We start from the raw sequence: 25,903 nt of genomic DNA, 5'->3' as shown, positions 1-25,903 counted from the left end.
GCTCGTCCAGCATTGCCATGCGAGTCACAAAAGTGCTACACTCGCCGTCTTTGCACCATCTGGGTAGACATACAACATGGCAAGCTCTTCCAAAGCCAAGAAGAAAACCGTCCGTCTGGCATCCGGCCGCAAGCGCGCCCGCCAGGACGTCAAGCTGAACGCCGCCAACACGGCGCTGCGCTCCAAATTCCGCACGGTCGTCAAGAACGTGCAAAAGGCCGTGGTCGCTGGCGACAAGACCAAGGCTGCCGAGCTCTTCAAGACCGCCCAGGCCGTGATCGATTCGGTCGCCGACAAGGGCATCTTCCACAAGAACAAGGCTGCTCGTCACAAGAGCCGCCTGTCCGCCAAGATCAAGGCGCTGGCCGCCTGAAACAACCAGATCTGGTGCAAAGTTTGAGAAGGCCCGCTTAGCGGGCCTTTCTCATTGGCGCCTTGCCAACGCGGCCGATCACTGGCACCGCAACCTCTCAGCGCAAGGCCACCTGCCCCCGCGCCAGCAAGGAAGGCCGCCCCACCCCGACACCTGCGCCCGCATGCATCCTGAGCGTGCGCAGCCAGTCGCAGACGGCCCGGGCCACCCAAGCCGGATCGTCCAGCGGCAAGTCATGCCCGGCCTGCGTGTGCAGCCGCAAGGGCACCCCCCAGGCCCGACTCAGGGCCTGCGAGCAACGCCAATCCACCAGACTGTCCGCCTGGCTGCACAGCAGCAGCGTCGGCACCGAGGGCTTGCCGCGACTGGCCCGGTAGCGCATGGTCGCCAGCAATTGCCGCAGGCCGTTGCGCAGGCCGACCGGGTGCTGGCGCTGCAAGGCCACCCAGGACTCCAGCACCGATCGGGGTTCCCGCACCATGCGCGAGGTCAGACTCAGCACGCGCGCCTCGCACCAGCGCACCCCGATGCGCCGCATCAGCCCCAGCGTCAGCAGCCTCCAGTAGTTGAGCGGCCGCAGGCGTCGCAGCCAGGGACTGTAGGGTCGCAGACTGGTGTTGATCAGCACGGTGCCTGCCACCTCGCCGGGATGGCGCGCCACCCATTCGCAGGCCACCAGCCCCCCCAGGGACATGGACAGCAGGTAGACCGGTTCGTGAATGCTCCGCCGCGCCAGTTCATCGCGACAGGCGGCCACCATGTCGGCCACCCGGCTGGGGCTGGTCTGACGGTACAGGGTGCCATTGCCGGGGAGGTCCAAGGTCAGCACGCGGACATTGGGCTGCAACTCCTCGAGCGCCCTGGCGAAGATGGCAGGGAATTCGCCCCAATGGCCGCTTTCGCGTGTCAGGCCCCGCAGCAACACCCAGGTGGTCATGGGCTTGGCGCTCATCCGTGCTGCCCGGTCTCGCGAGCGGCGGGGCGCAGCCGGCGGCAGCCCATCCGATCGCACGCCCCCGACTGAGGGCGCAGCCCTGCGGCCTGCATCCAGTTCACTCCGGCCCCCGATGTGTATGAGGAATTTGGGGTTGCGGCCCATCAGATCACGCGCACCGCCCCGCTCGATTACAACAACTCGAAACAAGGCGGGCAAGCAAGCCCGGCATGAACCATCGTCCCTTGTTGGCGGGACAGCCGCGACAGCGGCGCCGGTCGGGTGACTTGGCGGGCTACTTGCGGGGCTACTTGGAGGGCAGCAGGCAGGCCTCGGCAACCTGCAGGCGGTTGTCGCGGGCGAAATTCATCACGAAGTCCCAGGCCATCGGCTCGATGCTCTTCAGCTCTTCGTTGACGATCACGCATTTGACGCCGTTGATCACCGTCGGCACGCAGTACGGCGAGTAGCCGATATGGGCACCGGGGCCGCTGCGCGCACCGCCGGGCCCGAAGCAAGACATGGCGCCGGCGAGGCGCTCCGCCCAGTCGCTGGGCCTGAAGGTCCGCCCCTCCAAGGTCAGGCCTTGGATGAAAACTTCGCGCGTTTTGGGGGACTGGCTCATGAAGAAAGAGGCACGGTCGCGTCGAGCGACAAAGGCGCTATTGTGCCTCGGATGTGTTGCGCCGCAGCACGAAGGGGAATGAAGCCCGAACAACGGGCCGGCAGTTCTTGACACAAGCATCGGCGGCGACAGGTGGCCCCTTAGAATTGACTTCCGCTGCCCCATCCGGCGGCAGTTTCTTCCACCCCCTTGAATGGAAAGTTGATGAACGCCCCAGCCACCGTGCCCGTTGCTCCGACCGAACCTCATGTGATGCAGACCTATGGCCGACTGCCGATCGCGCTGTCGCATGGCCAGGGTTGCTGGGTTTGGGACGTCAACGGCCGACGATACCTGGACGGGCTGGGCGGCATCGCGGTGAACACCCTGGGGCATGGCCATCCCCGGCTGGTGCCCGCGCTGCAGGATCAGATCGCCAAGCTGATCCACAGCAGCAACTACTACCATGTGCCGCTGCAGGAGCAGCTCGCCGCCAAGCTGTGCGAGATCTCCGGCCTGACGAACGCCTTCTTCTGCAGCACCGGCCTGGAAGCCAACGAAGCGGCGCTGAAGATCGCGCGCAAGTTCGGCCATGACCGCGGCAACATGCGGCCGGAATGCATGGTCTTCGAGGGCGCCTTCCACGGCCGCTCGATCGCCACGCTCTCCGCCACCGCCAATCCCAAGGTGCAGGCCGGCTTCGGCCCGCTGGTCGAGGGCTTCGTGCGCGTGCCGCTGAACGATCTGCCGGCGGTCGAGGCGGCGCTGCAACGCCATCCCAACATCACCGCGATCTTCCTGGAGACCATCCAGGGCGAAGGTGGCATCAACCCGGCCCGCATCGAGTTCCTGCAGGGCCTGCGCCGCATCTGCGACCGGCATGACATCCTCTTGATGCTGGACGAGGTGCAATGCGGCATCGGCCGCACCGGCAAGTGGTTCGCGCATCAATGGGCCGGCATCCAGCCGGATGTGATGCCGCTGGCCAAGGGCCTGGGCTCGGGCGTGCCGGTCGGCGCCGTCGTCTGCGGCCCGCGCGCGGCCAAGGTGATGCAGCCCGGCAACCATGGCACCACCTTCGGCGGCAACCCGCTGGCGATGCGCGCCGGCGTCGAGACGCTGAAGATCATGGAGGAAGACGGCCTGCTGGCCCATGCCGCCAAGGTCGGCGCGGCGCTGCGGGCCGGGCTGGAGCGCGAACTGGGCGAGCTCAAGGGCGTGGTCGAGATCCGCGGTCAGGGCCTGATGCTGGGCATCGAGTTGGACCGCCCCTGCGGCGTGCTGCTGGGCCAGGCCGCCGAGGCCGGGCTGATGATCAGCGTCACCGCCGACAAGGTGATCCGCCTGGTGCCGGCGCTGATTCTCTCGGAGGACGAGGCCGCGCAGATCGTCGCCATCCTGGCCCCCCTGGTCAAGGCCTTCCTGGCTCAGCCATGAAGCCGGCCCTATGAAACCAGGACATAGCCTGATGCGCCATTACCTGCAGTTCAAGGATTTGCGGGCCGAGGAATACGGCCACCTGTTCGAGCGCGCCGCCATCATCAAGCGCCGCTTCAAGAACTACGAGCGCTACCAGCCGCTGGCCGACCGCACGCTGGCGATGATCTTCGAGAAGGCCAGCACGCGCACGCGCGTCAGCTTCGAGGCCGGCATGTACCAGATGGGCGGCTCGGTGGTGCACCTGACCACCGGCGACTCCCAGCTGGGCCGCGCCGAACCGATCGAGGACAGCGCGCGCGTGATCAGCCGCATGGTCGACATCGTGATGATCCGCACCTACGAGCAGACCAAGATCGAGCGCTTCGCGGCGCACTCGCGCGTGCCGGTGATCAACGGTCTGACCAACGAGTACCACCCCTGCCAGATCCTGGCCGATCTGTTCACCTTCATCGAGCAGCGCGGCATGGACCGACGCGGCGCGATCGACATGGACTGCCTGAAGGGCCGTGTCGTGGCCTGGGTGGGCGACGGCAACAACATGGCCAACACCTGGCTGCAGGCGGCCGAGATCCTCGGTTTCACCGTGCATGTCAGCACCCCCAGCGGCTATGAAGTCGACCCCGCGGTTGCCGGCATCAAGGACGCCGGCTGCTACAAGGTCATCAAGGATCCGCTGGAGGCCTGCCGCGGCGCCGACCTGGTCACCACCGACGTCTGGACCAGCATGGGTTACGAGGCCGAGAACGAGGCGCGCCGCGCCGCGTTTGCCGACTGGTGCGTCGATGCCGAGATGATGGCGGCCGCCAAGCCGGACGCCCTCTTCATGCATTGCCTGCCGGCCCACCGCGGCGAGGAGGTTGCGGCCGACGTGATCGATGGCCCGCAGTCCGTGGTCTGGGACGAGGCCGAGAATCGCATGCATGTGCAGAAGGCCTTGATGGAGTATCTGCTGCTGGGACGGATCGGCTAGCGGCCCTATTCCGGCCGCGGCCTGATGCCTTGCGTCAGGCTGCCGCTCGGGTAATAGCGCTGAAAAGTCTTCCAGACCAGGCCGCTGCGCGCGGTGCGCTCCAAGGCCGCGCTCAGCACCGCACGGTCACCCTCGCTGACCGCGCTGCGCGAGATATACACCCCGCTCTCCATCCAGGGCAGGTCGTCGACCGGCTCGAGGCGCAGCCGCTCCAGCAGCGGCCTCAGCCGTGCATCATGATGCGCGGCCCCGATGAAGATCGAGGGCACCATGATGGTCAGATCGGCCATGCCGGCCGACAACATGCGCCCCACCGCGACCACGTCCGCATCCAGCGCCAGCCGGCCCTGGACGCGCAGGTCCTGCAGCAGGGCCTGGTAGGTCTCGCCATAGTCGAAGCCGCGCACCACGGCCACGCGCAGCTCGCGGCGTTCGCGCAGTTCCTGCAGGCTGCGCACCGCGGGCCGCTCGCCATTCAGCGAAATCAGCAGGGCACGCGCCTGTATCAGCGGCACGAAATGCCCCCATTCGTCGCGCCGCGCCGACTTGCTGGCCGGCACCAGCAGATCGGCGCGCCCCGCCTCGAACAGGGCCTGCTGACGCGCGCGCGGCACGCTGGTGAACACGAAGCTGCAGCCCGGCAGCGCACGCAGGATGTCGGGATAGACGCCGCCGAAGCCGTCCTCGGTCTGCACCACGCTGAGCCCCAGCGGCGCCACCGGCACCTGCATGACGCGCGAGCAATCCGCAGCCGCCGGAGTCGGCAAGCCGGCAAGCCACAGCGTCAACGCGATGCACCGCGCGGCGCAGCGGCGAGCTCCTTGCAGCAACATGTCCATCCTCCACGGATCGAACAACCGGGCCACGGCCTCAGCCTGCCGTCAGCCCTGTGTAACATGATCCCACTCATGATTCTTGCGCTGATCAGCGATCTGCACGCCAACCGCGAGGCCGTCGAGGCCGTGCTGGCGCATGCCCGGGCCCAGGGCAGCGAGCGGATCGCCCTGCTGGGCGATTATGTCGGCTATGGCGGCGATCCCGCGTGGGTGGTCGACCGGGTACGCGAACTGGTCGCCGACGGCGCGATCGCCGTGTTGGGCAATCACGACAGCGCCGTGGCCCATGGCCCCCTGCCCGGCATGCGCGAGGATGCGCGCGCCGCCGCCGCCTGGACGCGCGAGCAGCTCGACCCCGAACAACTGCGCTTCCTGGCCGGGTTGCCGCTCAGCAGGACCTGGGACGACTGCCTGTTCGTGCATGCCAATGCCTTTGCCCCCGAGTTCTTCGAGTACATCCAGGGGCGCCTGGAGGCGATGCGCAGCCTGCAGGCCACCACCAGCCGCTACACCTTCTGCGGCCATATGCACGAGCCCATGCTCTATCACCTGTCCGGCACCGGCAAGGCCGGCGACTTCACGCCCGTGCCCGGCATCGAGATTCCGCTGCTGAGCCATCGGCAGTGGCTGGTCATCCCCGGCTCCTGCGGCCAGCCGCGCGATGGCAATCCGGCCGCCTGCTATGCGCTGTTCAACACCGAGAGCGGCAGCCTGAGCTTCCAGCGCGTGCCCTACAACGTCGAGGCCGCCGCGGCGCGCATCCGCAAGGGCGGGCTGGCAGCGGCGGTGGCCGAGCGTCTGGCGGCGCGGCTGGCGCTGGGCGAGTGACGATGGGCGCCAAGGGCGAGCCGGTCAGCACCCTGCCCCCGCTGGGCCCGCTGGAGCCCGGCCTGGTGCTCGACGGCTTCCGGCTCGACGCCCACCTGCACCGCGGCGGCATGGCCAACCTCTGGGCCGTCAGCCGCGTCGCCCCCGAGCCCGGCGAGGACCTGCCGCTGATCATGAAGCTGCCGCGCATCAAGGGCGGCGAGGATCCGGCCACCATCGTCGGCTTCGAGGTGGAGCAGATGCTGATGCCTGCGCTCAAGGGACCCCATGTGCCTCGCTTCGTGGCGCGCGGCGACTGGACGCGCCAGGCCTATATCGTGATGGAGCGCGTCGACGGCCCCTCGCTGCGCCCGCGCCTGGACCAGGCGCCGCTGCCGCTGGACGAGGTGGTGGACATCGGCATCAAGGTCGCCACCGCGCTGCATGAGCTGCACCGCCAGCATGTGGTGCATCTGGACATCAAGCCCAGCAACATCATGTTCCGCCCGGACGGCACGGCGGTGCTGGTGGACTTCGGCCTGTCGCGCCATGGCCAGCTGCCCGATCTGCTGGAGGAGGAGTTCGAGCTGCCCATGGGCACCGGCCCCTATATGTCGCCGGAACAGGTGCAGTTCGTGCGCAGCGATCCGCGCAGCGACCTGTTCGCCTTGGGCGTGATGCTCTACCACCTGGCCACCGGCGAGCGCCCCTTCGGCCAGCCCAGTTCGGTGCGCGGCCTGCGCCGGCGCCTCTATGTCGAGCCGCTGCCGCCGCGTGCGCTGCGCCCCGAGCTGCCGCCCTGGCTGCAGGAGATCATCCTGCACTGCCTGGAGGTCAAGGCCGAGCGCCGCTACCAGAGCGCCGCCCAGTTGGCCCTGGATCTGCAGCGCCCCGAGGACGTGACCTTGACGCGGCGCGCCGAGAAGCTGCAGACCAGCGGCATGCTGACCGCCTTCAAGCGCTGGTTCTTCGCGCTGGGCAACGAGCCCGCGTCCATGCCCGATGGCGTCGTCGCGCAGCTGGCGCGCAGCCCCATCATCATGGCCGCCGTGGACACGCAGGCCGCCACGCCGGCCCTGCTGGAGCGCCTGCGCGAGACCGTGCAGCGCCTGGTGCATGCCGAACCGGGCGCGCGCCTGGCCTGCGTCAGCGTGATGCGCATCGCACGCATCGGCATGGACGAGCTGACCGATACCCAGGGCCAGAGCCTGCATGTGAAGCAGCTGGTAGCGCTGAAGCATTGGGCGCGCCCGATCAGCCGCGCCCTGGTCCTGGAGGATGCGCGCCTGACCTTTCATGTGCTGGAGGCGCCCGACCCGGCCCAGGCCTTGATCGAGTTTGCCGCCAAGGCCCAGGTCGACCATATCGTGATGGGCGCGCGCGCCGGTTCGGCGCTGCGGCGCTATCTGGGCAGCGTGTCGGCCCAGGTGCTGGCCGAGGCGGAATGCAGCGTCACCGTGGTGCGGGCCCGCTGAGCGCCCCGCCCTACACTGCCGGCATGAGCAATCCCTGCATCGAGTGCGGCGCCTGCTGCGCCAGCTTCCGCGTCGACTTTGCCCGCGCGGAGCTGCAAAGCGAAGGCGGCTGCGTGCCGGACGGCCTGACGGTGGAGCTCACCGCCAGCCTGGCCCGCATGCGCGGCACCGACCACGCCCGGCCGCGCTGCGCCGCCCTGGTGGGCACGGTGGGCGTCAAGGCCAGCTGCGGCATCTACGAATGGCGCCCGGCGCCTTGCCGCGAGTTCGGCCTGCGCGCGCCCCTGGGACTGGGGGACGAAGCCTGCGCCCGCGCCCGCGCCAGGCACGGGCTGCCGCCGCTGTAGCCGCGAGGCTCAACCGGGGCGCTTGTCGACGGTCAGACGGACGCCGCGCAGGCTGTCCAGCTTGGCCGCATACATGGCGCGATCCTTGGTCGTCGTGCTGTTGTCGCGCGCCAGGGCCAGATGCTTGCGCACCTCGGCCAGATCGCCCAGCCCGTAGTTGGCCAGCGCCAGCCAGAAATGGAACTCGTGGAAGTAGGCCGAGCGTTCGATCTCGCGCGTGAACAGGCGCTTGGCCTCCTTGTATTCCCCGCGCTTCATTGCCGCGATGCCCTGGTCGAAGAACTTGAACGGCGGATCGGGCTGGATGTCGCGCAGCCGCGCGTTCAGCAGGTCCGCCTCGCCGCCCTGGCCGCGGTCGCGCAGCACCAGGATCAGGTTGGACAGGGTCTGGGCATTGGCCGGCTCCTGTGCCATCACGGCGCGGAACACCTGCTCGGCCAGGTCGGAGCGCCCGGCGCGCCGGTAGATCACGCCCAGCGTGTTGTAGCCCGCCATGAAGCGCGGATCCTTGGTCACCGCGGCACGCGCCCACCAATAGGCCTCGTCCGTCAGCCCCGCCTGCAGCTGCTCGGCCGCGCGGTTGTTCAGGTACATCGCCACCACCGTGTGCTCCTCGATCACGCGGCTGCGCTGGTTGCGCAGCTGCTCGGGCGGCAGGAAGTCGATGGTCAGCAGCTCGTTCTCGATGACCCGCGGGCCCCGGTCCATCAGCGATTTGCCCAGGCTCAGATTGACATGCCCCGAAACCAGATAGAGGTCGCCGCTGCGGCTCCAGAGCTCCTCGACATAGACGCTGTTGAAGCGCAGCGGCAGGTCCATCGCCTTAGCGAAGGCCGAGGTCATCAGCACCAGGGACAGGCAGTTGCCGCGCCGCGCCGCAAAGGCCTCGGCGGCGGTAAGGGTCTGGCTGGAGTCGTACTCCAGCTGCAGCATGCCCTTGTTGTAGAGCGCGTCGATCAGGCCTTGCCGGCTGCCCTTGCCGCGTGCCTGCAGCGCGATTTCGCGCTGCAGATAGGCGCGCATCTCGAGGCTCAGCGCGAACACCTCGTCGGCATGCGCCGGCCGGGCCTCGGGCTTGAACAGGCCGTCGTGGAACAGCGTCACGGGATCCTGCCGGGCCGGCGGGGTGGCGGCACAGCCGGCCAGCCAGCCCGACAGGGCCAGCACGAGCATGGCAAGCATCTTCATGATGGAACACCTCCGGGTGCGTGTCTTGTCTCCCGAGACAAAGCTAGCACCTTAGGCACGCCGAGGCCAGTGCCGGAATGAAGGGGCCGCGTCTATCTCAGCACGTAGACCAGGGCGGTGCGCGCCGGTACCCTGAACCGGCCGGTGGCGGCATCGAAGCGCGCCTGCTCGGCGGGCCGTCGGTCGGCGGCCTGGGGCGCCAGATGCACCGGATGCAGCGCATAGGGGCGGCCGCGCGCGGCCGGCAGCGCCAGGCCCTGCTCCGTCAGCCCGGCATTGATGAAGTAGATCAGCCGGGCGAAGCCGGCGCCGGCCAGGCCCCGGCCGTCCAGCTCGGCGACCAGCAGGGTCGGCTCCTGAGCCGGGCCGGTGTTGTGAAAACGCAGGCGCCGCGCCACCTCGGCCGCGCTGTCCAGCCGGAACAGGCGGGAACTGGCCCGGATGCGCAGCAGGTCGGCGAAGGCCGCGGCGGTCCAGCGGATCTGCGCCGGCTCCGGCTTGATCAGGGCATTGGCCAGCACCGGCCGCAGCAGCGGGTACAGCGCGCCGTTGTCGGCCTCGGGCGGCAGGCCGGTGGCGAAGAAGTTGTCCTCCAGTCGCCAGTCCAGGCGGTTGAACCAGTCGCCCGAGTCGTAGCTGTTGCGGTCCAGCGACTTGGAGCGCAGCGTCTCGATGCCGGCATGGAAATAGGCCACGCCCTGGCTGAAGGCGGTGACGGCCATGCCCAGCAGCTGCACGCGCGCGCGCTCCTCGCGCGAGGTGTCCTGCGGCAGGCGCAGTGCATTCAGGTCGAACAGGGTCTGGTTGTCGTGGTTGTCCGCGTAATTGACCACCTCGCCGGGCGCCGCCACATAGCCCGCGGGCTGGCCGGCATAGTCGATCCGCTCCAGCCGCCGGATGCCGCCGTCGAAGGTCTGCAGCTCGTAGCCGCGCAGCGATCCGGCCAGCGCGACGCGCAGCAGGTCGGCGCTCTTCAGCAGATCCTCGCGCGTCGCGCCGCCTCCCGACGCGAGATTCATCTCGTTGGGCGCGTAGAACTGGCCGTTGAGCCAGCCCTGGCGCCGCAGCATGTCCGCGCCGCCATCGGCCGCGCCGCCGCCGCGCAGCGCGTCGCGGCCGCGGTCGCTGAAGGTGGCGATGCCGCTGCCGTTCAGCGACAGCTGGGAGGCCTGCACGAAGCGCGCGCCATCGGCCACCTCGCCGAAATTCCAGCCCTCGCCGATCAGCGGCACCGGGTAGGGAATCTCGCGCCGCAGGCGCGCCCGCAGCGCCTCCATCAGCGCGCGCGGCTGGTGCGCCATCAGGTCGAAGCGGAAGGAAGCGATCTTGTATTCGCGCGCCCACAGCAGCACCGAGTCCAGCAGCAGCTTGCCCATCATGCGGCGCTCGGTGGCGGTGTTGTCGCAGCAGGTCGAGCGCTCGATCCGGCCCGTGGCGTCGTAGCGCTGGTAGTAGCCGGGCACGATGCGGTCCAGCACCGCCTTCTCGTGCTGGCCGGCGGCGGCCGTGTGGTTGTAGACCAGGTCCATCCCGGTACGCAGGCCGACGGCGGCCAGGCCCTGCACCATGCGGCGGAACTCCAGGATGCGGCGTGCGCCGTCATTCGGATCGCTGGCGTAGCTGCCCTCCGGCGCATTGAAGTGCAAGGGGTCGTAGCCCCAGTTGAAGCAGTCCCGGGTCGCGGCCGCCATCACCGCGGCCTGCTGGGCCTCGCTGTCGGGCGCGGCCGGCGGCACGGCCGGCGTGGCGCAGCCGCGCTCGGGCACGCTGGCGATGTCGAACACCGGCAGCAGGTGCACATCGGTCAGACCGGCCTCGGAGAGCCGCCGCAGATGGCGCATGCCCAGCGAGCCGGCCTCGGCAAAGGCCTCGTAGCGCCCGCGCCGGGCCGGCGGCACCGAGGGGTCGTCGCGCGAGAAGTCGCGCACATGCAGTTCGTAGACCACCATGTCGGTGTTGCCCCGGACGCGCGCCGGCGGCCGCAGCGCATCCCAGCCGGGCGGCTTCAGCGCCGGATCGCCCAGGTCGGCGATATAGGCGCGCCGCGAATCGGCGTTCAGACTCACCGCATAGGGATCGGTGACGCGGTTGCGCAGCAGCCCCACGCCGCGCACATGCACCTCCACCAGATAGCTGTAGTAGCCGCCGCGCCAGGCGGCCGGCCCCTGCAGCGACCAGGCACCGGTCGCCGCGTCGCGCCGCATCGCCAGGACCTCGGCCGCCGGGCTTTCGGCGCCGGCATGACGGCACAGCAGCACGCGGCGCGCGGTCGGCGCCCAGAGCCTGAAGCGGGCCGCCGTGCGGCTCAGGCTCACCCCCAGGTCCGGCAGCCGCTGCGCGGCGGCATAGAGATCGTCCAGCACCCCGCCGGTCTGCAGGCCCGTGGCGCGCAGCACGCGACCATCGGCCGACTCCCGCACCAGCAGCAGCTGGCCGCGCAGCAGCTCGGGCACCCGGGCCTGCGCCGCGGCCGGCAGCGCCAGCTGCAGTCCGGCCCCGATCCAGGCGGCCGACCCGGTCGGCGAGCGGACACCGCGCGCCTCGAGTTCGACGAAGCCGTCGAAGCCCGCGGCGGGCGCGCCGGGCTCGGCCCGCAGCGCCCCCTCGGCGGAGTGGTAGAGCCGGAAACGCCCGCCGTCGGCCGGCGCCTCGCCCGCCGCCTCGACCGCCTCGACCGCCTCCCCGCCCACCCATAGCAGCAGACCCCGCTCCAGCCAATGGGCGCGCGCCTCGACCGCGGGCGCGGCGCGCAGCAGGGTCTGGAAGGCCGCGCCATCGCAGGCGGCACGATCCTCGCGGTAGCCTGCCAGCGCCGGCTGCGCGGCCAGCAGCAGCGCCAGCAGGAAGGCCGTCCGGCCCAAGCGGGCGGGCACAGGGGAAACGATAACGAACATGCGTCAGGCTCCTCTTTCTTTCTCGTTCTTCTGCCGTCCCGGCGGACCATGAAGGATAGTAGCAAAACTACATCAAAACACTGCTGGGTGATTTCATGAACCACCGCTTTCGCATATGCTGAACCGATCGACAAGTGCAGAATCGGTAATTCAACTACATCACAAAGAGCCGGAATGAATCGCCGCAGCCCCGTCACCACAAGCGCCATCGCCGCCCTGCTGAGCGCCATGCTGCTGCCGGCTGCCGGCGCCCTGGATCTCGGCGCCGTACCGCGGCAGGACCGCAACAGCGCGCTGGCCCCAGGCTGGCAGCATGGCGCCTTCATGGAGATCTTCGTGCGCGCCTACCAGGACAGCGACGGCGACGGCATCGGCGACCTGCCCGGCCTGACCGCGCGGCTGGACTACCTGAAGGACCTGGGCATCAAGGGCATCTGGCTGATGCCCATCACCGCCAGTGCCGACCGCGACCATGGCTATGCGACGACCGATTTCCGCGCCCTGGAGCCCCGGTACGGCACGCTGGAACAGTTCGACGAATTCATCCGCCAGGCCCACCGGCGCGGCATCGGCGTCATCATCGACTATGTGATCAACCACAGCGCCGACGCCCACCCGCTGTTCCGGCAGGCCCTGCAAGGCCCCGCCAACCCTTACCGCGACTGGTTCGTCTGGCGGGATCCGGCGCCCACCGGCTGGGACATCTGGGGCAGGAACCCCTGGACCGACACGCCCGCCGGCAGCTACTTCGCCACCTTCGGACCGAACATGCCGGACTTCAACCTGAAGAACCCGCAGGTCTGGGACTACCACCTGAACAGCCTGCGCTTCTGGCTGAACCGCGGGCTGGACGGCTTCCGCCTGGATGCGGTGCCGCACCTGGTCGAGACCGACGCCGTCGAGTGGAACGACCAGCCCGAGAGCCGGCGCATGACCAAGCAGCTGCAGGACCTGATCAAGGGCTACGGCCGCCGCCATGTGGTCTGCGAGGCCACCGCCAATCCGCAGGTCTACGCCGACCCGGCCGTCTGCGGCAGCGCCTTCGCCTTCGGCCTGGAGCAGCAGATCATCAAGGCCGCGCGCGGCGAGCAGCCGGCCGTGCAGGCGGTGGCCGACTACTTCAGGAGCGCACCGCCGACCATGGCCACGATGCTGGCCAACCACGACATCTTCGCCGGCCAGCGCGTCTGGGACCAGTTCGCCGGCGACGAGGCGCGCTACAAGCTGGCCGCCGCCAGCTACCTGCTGCTGCCCGGCACGCCCTTCATCTACTACGGCGAGGAGATCGGCATGGCCGGCGTCCCCGGCCTGCCCGGCGACGAGCCGCTGCGCGCGCCAATGAGCTGGCGCGCCGACGGCGGCTTCAGCGCCAGCGCCCGGCCCTTCCGCCCCGTCGCGCCGAACGCCGCCACCCACAACGCCGCGGCCCAGGCGGTCGATCCCGGCTCGATCCTGAATTTCTACAAGGCCATGCTGCGGCTGCGCAACGGCCTGCCTTCGATCGCCCAGGGCCGCTACGAGCAGGCAAGGGCCGAGGGGCAGGTCTTGAGCTTCCAGCGCCGGCTGGGCCGGGAACGCAGCCTGGTCGTGATCAACTACGGCACGGCGCCGGCCGAAGCCCGGCTGAGCGCGCTGCCCGCCCGGGCGCGGCTGCGCGCCCTCTATCCTCCGGCCCGCGGCGCCAAGGACCTGGCCCCGCGCAGCGACGCGCAGGGGCGCGCGCGGCTGCCGACCCCGGCGCAGTCGGTCCAGGTCTTCCGCGTCGGCCCATGAGTGCCCTGCGGCAGCTCCTGCGCGTCCTGAATCTCGGCAGCCTTCTCGGCAGCCTTCTCGGCAGCCTTCTCGGCCTTCTCCTGATGAACCACAGCAACGCCCTCGCCCACGACATCCAGCGCATCGAGCCACCCTCCTGGTGGGTGGGCATGGCCCGGCCCGAGCTGCAATTGATGCTGCATGGCGCGCGCATCGCCGAGCTGAGGCCCCGGCTCGACCATCCCGGCGTGAGCCTGCAGCGGGTGCAGCGGGTCGAGAGCCCCAACTACCTCTTCCTCGAGCTGCGGCTGGCGGCCGACGCCCGGCCCGGCGAGATCGAACTGCTGTTCGACGACGCCCAGGGCCGGCCCGTGCTGACGCAGCGCTACCCGCTGCGGGCGCGCGCTCCCGGCTCGGCCCAGCGCCAGGGCTTCGGCCCCCGGGACGCGATCTATCTGGTGGTGCCGGACCGCTTCGCCCAGGGCGATCCGGGCCTGACGCCGCGCGCCGGCCTGCGCGAAGGCCTGAACCGCGCCGACCCGAGCGGCCGCCACGGCGGCGATCTCTCGGGCCTGCGCCGGCATCTGGACTACATCGCCGGCATGGGCTTCACCCAGCTCTGGCCGACGCCGCTGAGCGAGAACGACAGCGCCGCCTACAGCTACCACGGCTACGCGGCCACCGATTTCTACCGGGTCGACCCGCGCTTCGGCAGCAACGAGGACTACCGCGCCCTGGTCGCCGAGGCGCGCGCCAAGGGCCTGGGCGTGATCCAGGACATCGTGCTCAACCATATCGGCGCCCAGCATTGGTGGATGCGCGAGCTGCCCGGCCCGGACTGGCTGAACCAATGGCCGGCCGGCTACACCGAGACCCACCACGCGCGCATCACGGTGCAGGACCCCTATGCCGCAGCCAGCGACCGCCGCCGCTTCACCGACGGCTGGTTCACCCGCGGCATGCCCGACCTGAACCAGCGCAATCCGCTGCTGGCCAACTACCTGACCCAGATGAGCCTGTGGTGGATCGAGTACGCCGGGCTCTCGGGCATACGCACCGACACCTACAGCTACTCGGACAAGGACTTCCTCGCCGCCTGGTCGGCGCGCCTGATGCAGGAGTACCCGCGGCTCAACATCGTCGGCGAGGAATGGAGCCCGCACCCGGCCATCGTGGCCTACTGGCAGCGCGGCAAGAAGAACCACGACGGCTATGTCTCGCATGCGCCCGGCATGATGGACTTTCCGCTCTACAACGCGCTGGTGGCGGCCCTGCGCGAGGAGGAGCGCGGCGAGGCCGGCCTCCACAAGATCTACGAAGCCCTGGCCCACGACTTCCTCTACCCCGCGCCCGAGCAGCTGGTGCTGTTCGAGGGCAACCACGACACGCCGCGCCTGCACAGCCTGCTGGGCGAGGACCCGGCGCTGACCCGCATGGCCTGGGCCTATCTGGCCGTGACGCGCCGCATCCCGCAGTTCCTCTACGGCAGCGAGCTGCTGCTGCCAAGCCCCCGCCAGCGCGACGACGGCGCCGTGCGCGCCGACTTCCCCGGCGGCTGGGCCGGCGACGCGGTCGACGGCTTCGGCGGCCGCGGCCTGAGCGCCGCGCAGCGCGAGGCGCAGGACTGGCTGCGGCGCCTCTTGAACTGGCGCAAGAACGCGCGCGCCGTGCACGAGGGGCGTCTGACCCACTACGCGCCGCTGGACGGCTTGTACGTGCTGTTCCGCCATATGCCCGGCGAGAAGACGGTGATGCTGGTGCTCAACAAGAACCGGAGCGAGAGCCGGCTCGACACGGCACGCTTTGCGGAAGTCATCGGCAAGACCGGCACGGGCGTCGACGTGCTCAGCGGCGCGAGTCTGGCGATCGATCGGGACCTGCAGGTGCCGGCGCGCGGGCTGCTGCTGCTGGAGCTCGGGGGCTGATCGGAGGCGGGCATGCCAGCCTTGCCTCCGCCAGCCGACTTCTGCGAGTTCGTCTCGGTCAGGGAATCTTCACGGTTGATCGGCCATCGGAGGGTTCGGATAGCGGCGCCCGTTCGGCGGGCTGCTTAGCGCAGCAGACTTCTTGCCATCACGAGGTCCGGAGAAGTTTCATCTCCCGCTGCGATGACATGCGGCCGAAGCAAGTGATCGGCCTCTTCGATGCGGCCCATGCCGATCAGCAGTTGGGCGAGTGCGAGCGCTGCACGTAGCTGCCCAGGTTTCACGCCCTGTGATCGAGCCAGCTCGATGGCCGCCAGGTAGCTCTTCGCGGCCTCGTCGGGCCGGCCCGCTGCCGCCAGCGCCCGGCCGCGGCTTGTCAGCAACTCGGGCATGCGCAGGTAGTCGCCACCCGTCTCGATCCGCTGCGCGATCTCGTCGCACATGGCGAGGCTGGCGGCATGCAGGGACAAGTCGGACAGCCCCTTGGCCAGCGCGGTCAGGAAAACGTTGGTGACCATCTCGTAGCGACTGGTCCGAAGCGCTTCGACCTCGCGCCGGATACGCTCCACGCCCTCGGCCGACCGCCCTTCGGCCACCATGATCTGCCCGCGTGTCGCGCTCGCGATGTTGAGATACGGCGACAAGGAGTTCTGCCTGGCAACGGCCTCGAGCGTCTCGACAATCTCCTTGAGCTTGCGAACATTGCCCTGGTAGACGAACACGGAGCCGGCCCAGATGAGCGCAATGCAATAGGTGACCGCATGGCCCGAGTTGCGCGCCTTGGCAATCGTTTCTTCGGCCACGGTGACGGCCTCGGCATAGCGCCCCGTGAGCCACAGACTGCGCGCCACACCGCACAGCGCCCGGATGTGGTAGTCAAAGCCCAGCTTGGAGGTGGTGTCCGTCGATGAGCCCATGCCGTAGGTCGCGACCCGCTGCCAATGGCCCAGCGCTTCCCGGACATGGCCGACGAGATGAAGCGCGACGCCCATCAGCGAATCGACGATGGCTCGGCACTCCGGGTCGTCCAGCTCGGGCAGCAGCGCCTGGGCCTTGCGGGCGATCACAAGGGCTTCGGCAAAGCGCCCGTCCCTGTGCAGCAGGACAGCGTAGCCATTGAGCAGGTGCAGCGTCGTGCGATGGTCTCGGAGGTCCTCGCAGACCTGGATACTGCGGCGGAATGCCGTGGCGGCCTCGTCACCGTCGCCGCCGATGAACATCAGCGACTGCCCCAGCGCTCCACGCAGGCGAACTTCGACATGAGAGCCGACGCAATCCGGCGGCATCTGGGCCAGGGCGGCCTGCGCCCAGCGCGAGCATTCCTTCAATAGTGACAGCTGGAGCAACAGCGGGCAGAACGAGGCGGCGAGCTCAACCGCCTCCGCGGCTTGCCCCTCTTCGCGGAAGTAGAGCTCCATCGCGGAGCTCATGTTCGGCAACTCCAGCCGGACCTGGTTCAGTTCGGCCTTGCCGAGATGTTGCGCCGCCTGCTGCTTTGCCCAGACCCGATAGAAGCTCGAGAAGCGCTCGACCAAGGACTTGGCTTCACCGTCATCCTCGAGCCTTTTCCTGCAATAGGATTTCGTCATGTCCAGCATGCCGTAGCGAAGCGCTGCGCCGCCGGCATCGACGTTGACGAGCGACTTCGAAACCAGCCCGGCCAGCAGCTCGATGGCCTCCGACGGCTCATAGTCAAAGCCGCAGATCGACAGCGCCGCATCGAGCGGAAAGGTCCCGGCAAATACCGAAAGGCGGCGCAACAGGCGCTTCTCACCGTCGGTCAGGAGATTGAAGCTCCAGTCCAGCGTCGCCCCGAGCGTTTGATGGCGGGGCACGGCTGTTCGCCGTCCGTGCCACATCAGCTTGACGCTCGCATCGAAGTGCGAGGTGATGGCCCGCAGGCCCAGCGCCTCCATGCGCCCGGCGGCCAGCTCGATCGCCAGCGCAATGCCGTCAAGCTCCCGGCACAGTTGCGAGGCCAGCGGCGCATCGCTGTCCATGAGTTCGAAGCCCGCGCCACTCGCCGCGGCACGCTCCACGAACAGTCGGACCGCGGGATAGGCGAGCGCCTCGGCGGCGCTCACTCCCTCGCCCTCCGGCGGGTAGGCCAAGGGCGGCAGGCGATAGACGAACTCCCCCTCGACACGCAGCGCCTCCCGGCTCGTCGCGAGGATGTGAACGGCAGGACAGTGGCGGATCAGCCATTCGGTCAATTCCGCGGCACCGGAAATGACATGCTCGCAGCAGTCCAGCACGATCAGCGCCTTGCGCTCGACCAAGTGGGCGGCGATGACATGCAGTTCGTCCATACCGTTCTGCACCCCGACCGCATGGGCCACGGCAGAGCGGATGGATCCCATCGCGGAGATCTGGGCGAGATCCACGAAGTGGACATCCCGGTCGAAATGCCGGACCGCCGACTGGATCAAGGCAATGGCGACCGTCGTCTTGCCAATGCCGCCGGAACCCACCACCGAGACCATCCGCCGTTGCAGCAAGTTGGCCACGATCGCCTCGACATCGTCGTCTCGTCCCACGATCGCCGAACCGAGCGCTGGCAGCGAATTGCCGAGCTTCGGAGCCCGCGCTCGGGCTTGCGCGTTGGCGTTGCGACGCTCCACATCAGCAACGAAGGTGTAGCCCTTGTTGGCCGTGTTCACGATGTAGCGCGCGCCCGTAGCCCCATCCCCGAGGGCCTTGCGCACGGCGTGCATGTGAAATCGGAGGCTGCCCTCGTCCACCACGACATCGCCCCACACCCGTGCGAGCAGATCTTTCTTGCTGACAACGGCACCCGCGTTCGCGACCAAGACGATCAGCAGGTCCAAGGCACGGCCGCCGAGTCTGACCGGTACACCGTCCCGCTGGAGGAGGCGCTCATCGGGTGAAAGGGAGAACGGTCCGAAGGTGGCTTGCCACCTTGTGGGTGGCTGAGCGTCAGGGTGATTCACGATTGAGATATCGGTGTGGAACCAGGCGGCGGATTCTACAGCCGGGTATCTCATGATATTTTTCTAATATCTTCTCCTTCGCCATTCTCTCGCACCATAAGCAATTGAAGGCGAACAATTTTCACGCCTTGAATGGTGAGATAGATATCCACGATGACGGGCTGGGACATACCCACCACCTCAAAATCACCGCTCAGTTCGGCGGCCAGAATGACGGCGTCATAGTGCTTGCGCACCTTCACCACTCTGATATTTACCCGCTCGCCGATGATTTCTTGTTCCAACCATCCAGAGATCGAATCGAGCCCCCAGAAATTGCGCAGCTGATCGTTCACCTGGGCATCCGGAGCGAACCAGCGCATCGCGGCGGGAAGATCTCCGCCGTTGAGCGCGCCGACGAAGCCCCAGACGATCGTTGTTTCGCCAGGGCTGAGTTCCGGCACGCCGGATTCGAAATGGGTATCCATGATTCCTCTGCGTATGGCCTTGGCTCCATCATGGGCGATCGCGAAGCGGACGCGCGTTAGATCTTGTTAGGGCGGTTTAGGTCGAGCCGTTTGACCGACCCGACCTATTACCTCCCAGGAGCTAGTCGTGAAGAGAGGCGAATTCACGGCGTGCCGCACCGAAGATGAATTCACGCCTGAATCACCGGCGGTCGGTGGCAGGTCAAACCCCTTGACTTAGGAATTCATCATGAAACTCAAGACCAATGCACTCCTTGCCCCGCTGTTCGCGGCTCCCATCGCGTTTGGCATCATGGCCGCCGGTCCGGCCGCGCAAGCCGCGACCGAGCGCATCAACAATGTGGTGCTGGTCCACGGCGGCTTCGTCGATGGGTCGGGCTGGGAGCCCGTCTACAAGTTGCTGAAGGCCAAGGGCTTCAATGTCAGCATCGTCCAGAACCCGACGACCTCGCTCGCCGCAGACGTGGCCGCAACCAAGGCCGTGCTGGACTCCCAGGAGGGTCCGGTCATTCTGGTGGGGCATTCCTACGGCGGCGTGGTGATCACGGAAGCCGGCAACGACCCGAAGGTCTCCCGCCTGGTCTACATCGCCGCGTTCGCTCCGGATCGGGGCGAGTCCGTCAAGTCGCTCATCGCGAATCCGGTGCCCGGCGCTCCCGTTCCTCCGATCTTGCCGCCGGTCAATGGCTTCCTGATGCTGGACAAGAGCAAGTTCGCGGCCTCCTTCGCGGGTGACGTAGCCCCCGAGCGGGCGGCGTTCCTCGCCAATGCCCAGGTACCCTGGGGTGTCGAGGCCTTGACCGGCGAGGTCGCAATGGCATCGTGGAAGAGCAAGTCCAGCTGGTACCTGGTGGCCACCGACGACAAGATGATCCCGCCGGCCGCTCAGCGTGCCATGTCGCAGCGCGCTGGCGCCACCATGGTCGAGACGAGCGGCAGCCATGCCGTGTACGAGTCGAAGCCGTCGGCCGTCGCCTCCCTCATCGAGAAGGCGGCCTTGGCCAAGAAGTAAAGCCGGTACGGCTTGTCCCAGGCCCTGAGCCTTCCGAGCCGCGTCTCGGAAGGCTCTTTGCTGTTGCCGTCGACGCAACAACATCTAACTGGACCAAGGGGCGAGGTTCACCGAGCATCTGCACCCGGATCAACGACGCTATCGATCGTGAAGGAGATGTTATGTGGAATCACTCGTCGGGACGGGTCAGCGTTCTCGTCTGGCTGGCCGAGCCGCTGCTGCGGGCCGGCGTACGCACGACGCTGTTCGAAGCCGGGCTTCCGGGAATCGTGGAGTGTCTGCAACCGTCGGCAGACGGCGGCGCACATGTGGTCGTCACAGAGTGGTCGTCCGGATTGCACTTGGCACAGCGCGGTGCAGATCTAGGACCTCCATCGCTGATGCCTCATTCGAGAATCCTGGTGATCGCGCCCCGGGCGCGCGAATACGCCGTAGCTTCGGCGCTGCGCGCCGGTGTCCATGGCCTGGTGTTGTCCAGTTGCACGCCCGAGGAGCTGATCCTGGCCGTCCGCTCACTGGCGCAGGGCGCGACCTATGTCTGCCCTGAGGTGGCCCAGCGCATGGCTGCGGGTTTCAACGGGGAGCAGTTGACCTCGCGCGAGGATCAGGTGCTGCGGCTCCTGGCACGCGGTCAGTGCAACAAAACCATCGCCCGCCAACTCGGCATCGCGGTGGGCACCGTCAAAACGCATGTCAAGGGCATCCTCGCCAAGCTCGACGCCTCGTCTCGAACGGAGGCCGCCAGCATCGCGGCCGAGAAGGGGATCGTGGAGATCCCTGAATTCCGGGGCAGGCGCTCCACCTGGTCGCCTGGCGTTGCGACGATGGGGCCCGCGTCCTACGCTTGACGCCCCACCAGCATCAGCCGCTCCAGCAGCCGCGCCACATGCACGGCCTCGCGCTGGGCACCGTCCCTGATCTGGTGCCGGCAGCTGGTGCCGTCGGCCACGACGATGGCCTCCGGCCGGGCGCGGATGGCCGGCAGCAGGCTCAGCTCGGCCATCTGCATCGAGGCCTCGTAATGCTCGGCCTCGTAGCCGAAGCTGCCGGCCATGCCGCAGCAGCTGCTCTCGATCAGCTCTGGCTTGGCGCCGGGAATCAGCTGCAGCACCTCGAGGATCGGCGCCACCGCACCAAAGGCCTTCTGGTGGCAATGGCCGTGCAGCAGGATCGGCGCCTCGGCGGCTTTCAGCTGCAGCGCGAAGCGGCCGGCCTTGGCCTCGCGGGCGATGAACTCCTCGAACATCAGCGCCTGGGCGGCGACGAGCCGCGCCGGCTCGCCCAGGCCCATCACCAGGGCCTCGTCGCGCAAGGTCAGGAGGCACGAGGGTTCCAGCCCCACCACCGCGACGCCGGCCCCGGCCAAGGGCAGCAGCGCGTCGATCAGCGCGCCGGCCTTGGCCCTGGCCGCGTCGACCTGGCCGCTGGCCAGGTAGGTACGGCCGCAGCAGTGATGGCCGCCGTCCTTTTGTACCTGGTGCAGGGTGTAGCCGGCGGCCTTCAGCACGCGGGCAGCCGCCAGCGCGTTCTCGCTCTCGAAGCTGCCATTGAAGGTATCGACGAAGAGCACGGCCGCCTTCGCGCCGGCCGCCAGCGTGGCCTCCACCGATGAGAACAGACCCTCGTCGGGATGGCGCCAGAAGGTGTCGCGGCGCCAGCGCGGCAGGCTGCGCTTGGACGACAGGCCGAGCAGGCGCCGGGTCAGCCAGGGCGCGCGCAGATTGAAGAGCCAGGGCAGGCGCGCGGCACGATGCGCGTAGTCCGGCAGCGCCGCGATCACCCGGTCTTTCAGCGAGCGGCCATGCCTGGCCTTGTAGTGCGACAGGAACTCGATCTTCATGCGCGCCATGTCCACGCCGGTGGGGCAGTCGCGCTTGCAGCCCTTGCAGCCGACGCACAGCTCCATCGCCTGGGCAACGGCCTCGCTGGTGAAAGCGTCCTCGCCAAGGCCTTCCAACTGACCCGACAGCGCCAGGCGCAGGGTGTTGGCGCGGCCGCGCGTCAGGTGCTGCTCGTCGCGCGTGATGCGGTAGCTGGGGCACATGGTGCCGGCGTCGAACTTGCGGCAATGGCCGTTGTTGTTGCACATCTCGACGGCCTTGGCGAAGCCGCCGGTCGTGTCGCCGCCGGTGCCCGGCGTGCTGGTCTGCTCGGTCACCGGGTCGTTCTGCACATCCCAGGCCGACCAGTCCAGCGCCGGCTTCAGTTCTATCGTCCGGTAGGGCCGCGGCGCCGAGGCCGGCGGGAAGCGCAGCAGCGCCCCCTCGTCCATCCTCGGCGGGTCGATCATGCGGTTCGGCGCAAACAGGTTCAGCGGGTCCAGCTCCCGCTTGATCGCGCGGAAGGCCTCGTTCAGCCGGGGGCCGAACTGCCACTCGACCCATTCGCCGCGGCACAGGCCATCGCCATGCTCGCCGCTGTAGGCGCCCTTGTACCGGCGCACCAGGGCCGAGGCCTCCTCGGCGATCGCGCGCATCTTCACGGCGCCGTCGCGCCGCATGTCCAGGATGGGCCGCACATGCAGGGTGCCGACCGAGGCATGGGCGTACCAGGTGCCGCGGCTGCCGTACCTGGCGAACACCTCGGTCAGCGCGTCGGTGTACTCGGCCAGGTGTTCCAGCGGTACCGCGCAGTCCTCGATGAAGCTGACCGGCTTGCCGTCGCCCTTCAGGCTCATCATGATGTTGAGCCCGGCCTTGCGAACCTCCCAGAGATTCTTCTGCGGCGCCTCCTCGGCCATCGGCACCACACTGCCGGGCAGGCCCAGCTCGCCCATCAGATCGGCCAGGTCCGCGAGCTTGCGCAGCAGCGGCGCCTTCTCGGCGCCGGCGAATTCCACCAGCAGGATCGCCGCCGGACGGCCGATCAGCGCCGTCTCGATGGTCGGCCGGAAGGCCGGGTTGGCCAGGCTCAGCTCGATCATCGTGCGGTCGACCAGTTCCACCGCCGTGGGCCCCAGTTTGACGATGTGCTGGGCCGCATCCATCGCCGCGTGGAAGCTCTCGAAGTTGACGACGCCCAGCGCCTTGGCGCGCGGCAGCTCGGCCAGTTGCAGGGTCAGGCTGCGCGTGTAGGCCAGCGTGCCTTCCGAGCCGATCAGCAGCTGCGCCAGGTTGACGCCGCCGTCCGCGGTGTAGGGCCGCTCGTTCTGGCAGTCGAAGATGTCGAGGTTGTAGCCGCCCACGCGGCGCAGCACCTTGGGCCAATGCGCCCGCAGCTCCTCGCGGTGCGCCTCGGCCAGGCCGCGCACGAAGCCGGCGATCCGGGCGGCCCGGCCCGACAGGCCGACTACCGGCCCGAACTCCAGCAGCTCGCCGCTGGACAGCCAGGCGCTGGCGCCCAGCACGTTGTGCACCATATTGCCGTAGGCGATCGAGCGCGAGCCGCAAGAGTTGTTGCCGGCCATGCCGCCCAGGGTGGCCTGGGCGCTGGTCGACACGTCGACCGGGAACCACAGGCCATGGTTTTTGAGCTGCGCATTCAGATGGTCCAGCACCAGGCCCGGCTCGACGACGGCGCGGCGGCGCTCGACATCGACCTCCAGCACCCGGCGGAAATGCTTGCTGTTGTCGATCACCAGGGCCGCGCCGACGGTCTGGCCGCATTGGCTGGTGCCGCCGCCGCGCGCCAGCAGCGGCACTTTCGCGTCGCGCGCGATATCGATCGCCAGCGCGATGTCGCGCTCGCTCCTGGGCACGAACACGCCCACCGGCATCTGCTGGTAGATCGAGGCATCGGTGGCATAGCGGCCACGCGCGGCGGCATCGAACATCACCTCGCCTTCGGTTTCGGCGCGCAGGCGGCGCTCCAGCAGCGCGCTGGTATCGGTGGCTTTCAGCATTGCGATGGTGTCCTCAGCCTTGCCTGGCGGCATGTTCCGGATAGACCTCGCCGGCGCGCATCAGCGCCAGCACCGTGTCGCGCTTGGCCAGCACATGGGCCACCAGGATGGCGCGCAGCCCGGCAGCGTCGCGCGCCGTCAGCGCCGCGATCATCTGCTCATGCTCCCGCAGCGCGCGGGTCCACTTGGCCTCATCCTGGTTGGTGCGAAAGCGCAGCGACTGCACGCGGGCATTGAGCCGGCCATAGGTCTGGGCCAGCACCGGGTTGGCGGCGGCCTTGTTGATGCCCGCATGGATGGCGGCGTTGAGCCGGTAATAGCCCGACAGGTCGCGCCGCGCATGGCAAGCCATCATCTCGTAATGCAGCGCGCGCAGCTCGGCGATCTCGGCGTCGGCAATGCGCTCGGCCGCCAGCGCGCCGGACAGGCCCTCCAGCTCGGCCAGCAGCTCGAACAGATGGCGCACATCGTCCTCGGACAGCTTCACCGCCACCGCGCCGCGATTCGGCAGCAGGTCCACCAGGCCCTCGGCGGCCAGCAGCTTGATCGCCTCGCGCAGCGGCGTGCGCGAGGACACGCGCAGCTGCTCGCACAGCTCGCGCTCGTTGAGCTTGGCGCCCGGCGCGATGCGGCCCTCCACCAGCAGGGTGCGCAAGCGCGCCGCCACCTGCTCATGCTGGGCCAGCTTGGACTTCATTTCGACGATCTCGGCCATCCGCGGCAACTCCTTATCAATCAGTTTTGCATGCATTTCCTGACAAGTAAACCAATCGACTCAAAGGGTAATCCATGAGTGTCCACTCAATTTTGCATGCAAAACTAGCCCAGGAAAGGAACTCACAGCCATGACCCTGAAGCTCGACTTCCACCCCACCGGCCGGCATTTCCTGCAGATCCCCGGCCCCAGCCCGGTGCCGGACCGCATCCTGCGCGCGATGAGCCTGCCGACCATCGACCACCGCGGCCCCGAGTTCGGCGCGCTGGGCCGCCATGTGCTGGCCGAGATCAAGGCCGTCTTCAAGACCCGGCATCCGGTGGTGATCTACCCGGCCTCCGGCACCGGCGCCTGGGAGGCCGCGCTGGCCAACACGCTGAGCCCCGGCGACGCGGTGCTGATGTACGAGACCGGCCATTTCGCCGCGCTGTGGGCCAAGCTGGCCACGCGCCTGGGCCTGGCACCCGAGATCCTGGCCTGGGCCGGCGAGGACGAACACCTGCCCCATGCGCCGAGCTGGCGCCGCGGCGTGCAGGCCGACCTGATCGAGGCCCGGCTGAGGCAGGACGTCGAGAAGAAGATCAAGGCCGTCTGCGTGGTGCACAACGAGACCTCGACCGGCGTCACCTCGGACATCGCCGCGGTGCGCCGCGCCATCGACGCCGCCGGCCATCCGGCCCTCCTGATGGTGGACACGATCTCCGGCCTGGCCAGTGCCGACTACCGCCATGACGAATGGGGCGTGGACGTCACGGTCAGCGGCTCGCAGAAGGGCCTGATGCTGCCGCCGGGCATCAGCTTCAATGCGCTGTCGCCGCGCGCGCTGGAGGCGATGAAGACGGCCCGGCTGCCACGCGCCTTCTGGGCCTGGGACGAGATCGTCGAGATGAACAAGGACGGCTACTGGCCCAGCACGCCCAACACCAACCTGCTCTACGGCCTCAACGAGGCGCTGGACATGCTGAAGGCCGAGGGGCTGGAGAACGTGTTCGCGCGCCACCAGCGCTGGGCCGCCGGCGTGCGCGCCGCCGTCACCGCCTGGGGCCTGCCGATCCAATGTGCCGATCCGGCCGTCTACTCGCCGGTGCTGACCGGCGTGATCATGCCGGCCGGCGTCGATGCCGACCTTGTGCGCAAGCTGATCTACGAACGCTTCGACCTGTCGCTGGGCACGGGCCTGGGCAAGCTCAAGGGCCGCATGTTCCGCATCGGCCATCTGGGCGACAGCAACGACCTGACCCTCGTCGCCACCCTGGCCGGCTGCGAGATGGGCCTGCAGCTGGCCGGCATCAAGCTGGCCGGCAGCGGCGTGCAGGCGGCGATGGCGCATTTCGCCGAGCATCCGGTCCCCGCCTTGAAGAAGGACTGACTC

At 68.6% G+C, this 25,903-nt stretch carries 20 protein-coding genes; 11 read left to right on the top strand and 9 right to left on the bottom strand.

What is annotated here, in order from left to right; genetic code table 11:
* The first annotated feature begins 76 nt into the window (after window positions 1-76).
* The gene (rpsT, locus tag AC07OQ_RS04860) at window positions 77-373 is read left to right on the top strand and encodes a 30S ribosomal protein S20 (RefSeq protein WP_183104532.1); all 297 of its coding nucleotides are present in this window, start codon (window positions 77-79) and stop codon (window positions 371-373) included.
* 97 nt (window positions 374-470) lie between these two features.
* On the opposite strand, the gene AC07OQ_RS04855 is transcribed toward rpsT, so the two are convergent.
* Both AC07OQ_RS04855 and AC07OQ_RS04850 read right to left on the bottom strand, forming a co-directional pair.
* Complete coding sequence (locus AC07OQ_RS04855; RefSeq protein ID WP_495051968.1) at window positions 471-1,310, bottom strand: alpha/beta fold hydrolase; 840 nt, start codon at window positions 1,308-1,310, stop codon at window positions 471-473.
* Between the two features lie 304 nt (window positions 1,311-1,614).
* Complete coding sequence (locus tag AC07OQ_RS04850; protein WP_495051967.1) at window positions 1,615-1,932, bottom strand: DUF3579 domain-containing protein; 318 nt, start codon at window positions 1,930-1,932, stop codon at window positions 1,615-1,617.
* A 204-nt stretch (window positions 1,933-2,136) separates the two neighbouring features.
* Between AC07OQ_RS04850 and AC07OQ_RS04845 the strand changes: the two genes are divergently transcribed.
* Both AC07OQ_RS04845 and argF read left to right on the top strand, forming a co-directional pair.
* Window positions 2,137-3,348 (top strand): aspartate aminotransferase family protein, encoded by a 1,212-nt coding sequence (locus AC07OQ_RS04845; protein ID WP_495051966.1) that lies wholly within the window; start codon window positions 2,137-2,139, stop codon window positions 3,346-3,348.
* Between the two features lie 10 nt (window positions 3,349-3,358).
* Window positions 3,359-4,321 carry an ornithine carbamoyltransferase gene (gene argF / locus AC07OQ_RS04840; protein WP_495051965.1) on the top strand — a complete coding sequence of 321 codons (963 nt, stop codon included), beginning with the start codon at window positions 3,359-3,361 and terminating at the stop codon, window positions 4,319-4,321.
* 5 nt (window positions 4,322-4,326) lie between these two features.
* Here argF and AC07OQ_RS04835 read toward each other — a convergent pair whose 3' ends face one another.
* A complete protein-coding gene (locus AC07OQ_RS04835; protein ID WP_495051964.1) occupies window positions 4,327-5,154 on the bottom strand; it encodes a substrate-binding periplasmic protein in 828 nt (275 codons plus the stop codon).
* Between the two features lie 75 nt (window positions 5,155-5,229).
* Between AC07OQ_RS04835 and AC07OQ_RS04830 the strand changes: the two genes are divergently transcribed.
* From AC07OQ_RS04830 to AC07OQ_RS04820, 3 genes are read left to right on the top strand one after another with little or no spacing between them, the layout of a single operon-like run.
* Window positions 5,230-5,985, top strand: coding sequence for a metallophosphoesterase family protein (locus AC07OQ_RS04830; RefSeq protein WP_495051963.1), 756 nt, complete (start codon window positions 5,230-5,232; stop codon window positions 5,983-5,985).
* Window positions 5,986-5,987: 2 nt separating this feature from the next.
* Window positions 5,988-7,439 carry a serine/threonine protein kinase gene (locus AC07OQ_RS04825; RefSeq protein WP_495052172.1) on the top strand — a complete coding sequence of 484 codons (1,452 nt, stop codon included), beginning with the start codon at window positions 5,988-5,990 and terminating at the stop codon, window positions 7,437-7,439.
* Window positions 7,440-7,462: 23 nt separating this feature from the next.
* Window positions 7,463-7,786: a YkgJ family cysteine cluster protein gene (locus AC07OQ_RS04820; RefSeq protein WP_495051962.1), complete on the top strand. Its 324-nt coding sequence runs from the start codon at window positions 7,463-7,465 to the stop codon at window positions 7,784-7,786.
* A gap of 9 nt (window positions 7,787-7,795) precedes the next feature.
* Here AC07OQ_RS04820 and AC07OQ_RS04815 read toward each other — a convergent pair whose 3' ends face one another.
* Entirely contained in the window at window positions 7,796-8,974 is a 1,179-nt protein-coding gene (locus AC07OQ_RS04815) for a tetratricopeptide repeat protein (RefSeq protein ID WP_495051961.1), read from the bottom strand.
* Between the two features lie 92 nt (window positions 8,975-9,066).
* The gene (locus AC07OQ_RS04810) at window positions 9,067-11,868 is read right to left on the bottom strand and encodes an alpha-1,6-glucosidase domain-containing protein (protein ID WP_495051960.1); all 2,802 of its coding nucleotides are present in this window, start codon (window positions 11,866-11,868) and stop codon (window positions 9,067-9,069) included.
* 174 nt (window positions 11,869-12,042) lie between these two features.
* On the opposite strand from AC07OQ_RS04810, the gene AC07OQ_RS04805 reads away from it, so the two are divergent.
* Together AC07OQ_RS04805 and AC07OQ_RS04800 are read left to right on the top strand one after the other, a co-directional pair.
* Window positions 12,043-13,641 (top strand): alpha-amylase family glycosyl hydrolase, encoded by a 1,599-nt coding sequence (locus AC07OQ_RS04805; protein WP_495051959.1) that lies wholly within the window; start codon window positions 12,043-12,045, stop codon window positions 13,639-13,641.
* Window positions 13,642-13,724: 83 nt separating this feature from the next.
* On the top strand, window positions 13,725-15,545 hold the full coding sequence (locus tag AC07OQ_RS04800; RefSeq protein ID WP_495051958.1) for a glycoside hydrolase family 13 protein: 1,821 nt from the start codon (window positions 13,725-13,727) through the stop codon (window positions 15,543-15,545).
* Window positions 15,546-15,670: 125 nt separating this feature from the next.
* Here the strand turns inward: AC07OQ_RS04800 and AC07OQ_RS04795 are convergent, their stop codons facing one another.
* Together AC07OQ_RS04795 and AC07OQ_RS04790 are read right to left on the bottom strand one after the other, a co-directional pair.
* Entirely contained in the window at window positions 15,671-18,550 is a 2,880-nt protein-coding gene (locus tag AC07OQ_RS04795; protein ID WP_495051957.1) for an ATP-binding protein, read from the bottom strand.
* Window positions 18,547-18,963 (bottom strand): hypothetical protein, encoded by a 417-nt coding sequence (locus tag AC07OQ_RS04790; protein WP_495051956.1) that lies wholly within the window; start codon window positions 18,961-18,963, stop codon window positions 18,547-18,549. Before AC07OQ_RS04790 ends, AC07OQ_RS04795 begins: the two co-directional genes overlap by 4 nt.
* A 229-nt stretch (window positions 18,964-19,192) precedes the next feature.
* Between AC07OQ_RS04790 and AC07OQ_RS04785 the strand changes: the two genes are divergently transcribed.
* Window positions 19,193-19,975, top strand: coding sequence for an alpha/beta fold hydrolase (locus AC07OQ_RS04785; RefSeq protein WP_495051955.1), 783 nt, complete (start codon window positions 19,193-19,195; stop codon window positions 19,973-19,975).
* Window positions 19,976-20,136: 161 nt separating this feature from the next.
* The gene (locus AC07OQ_RS04780) at window positions 20,137-20,823 is read left to right on the top strand and encodes a LuxR C-terminal-related transcriptional regulator (protein ID WP_495051954.1); all 687 of its coding nucleotides are present in this window, start codon (window positions 20,137-20,139) and stop codon (window positions 20,821-20,823) included.
* Here the strand turns inward: AC07OQ_RS04780 and AC07OQ_RS04775 are convergent.
* Window positions 20,814-23,816, bottom strand: coding sequence for an FAD-binding and (Fe-S)-binding domain-containing protein (locus tag AC07OQ_RS04775; RefSeq protein ID WP_495051953.1), 3,003 nt, complete (start codon window positions 23,814-23,816; stop codon window positions 20,814-20,816). The two genes, AC07OQ_RS04780 and AC07OQ_RS04775, sit on opposite strands and share 10 nt — an antisense overlap.
* Before the next feature lie 13 nt (window positions 23,817-23,829).
* Window positions 23,830-24,531 carry a GntR family transcriptional regulator gene (locus AC07OQ_RS04770; RefSeq protein WP_495051952.1) on the bottom strand — a complete coding sequence of 234 codons (702 nt, stop codon included), beginning with the start codon at window positions 24,529-24,531 and terminating at the stop codon, window positions 23,830-23,832.
* Window positions 24,532-24,661: 130 nt separating this feature from the next.
* Between AC07OQ_RS04770 and AC07OQ_RS04765 the strand changes: the two genes are divergently transcribed.
* Window positions 24,662-25,900, top strand: a complete 1,239-nt coding sequence (locus tag AC07OQ_RS04765) for a pyridoxal-phosphate-dependent aminotransferase family protein (RefSeq protein WP_495051951.1) — start codon at window positions 24,662-24,664, stop codon at window positions 25,898-25,900.
* The last annotated feature ends 3 nt before the right edge of the window (window positions 25,901-25,903 follow it).

Source organism: Roseateles sp. GW821-FHT09B06, assembly GCF_059418245.1.
The sequence above is the reverse complement of the archived record's forward strand: the minus strand, read 5'-3'. Positions and strand labels throughout refer to the sequence as shown.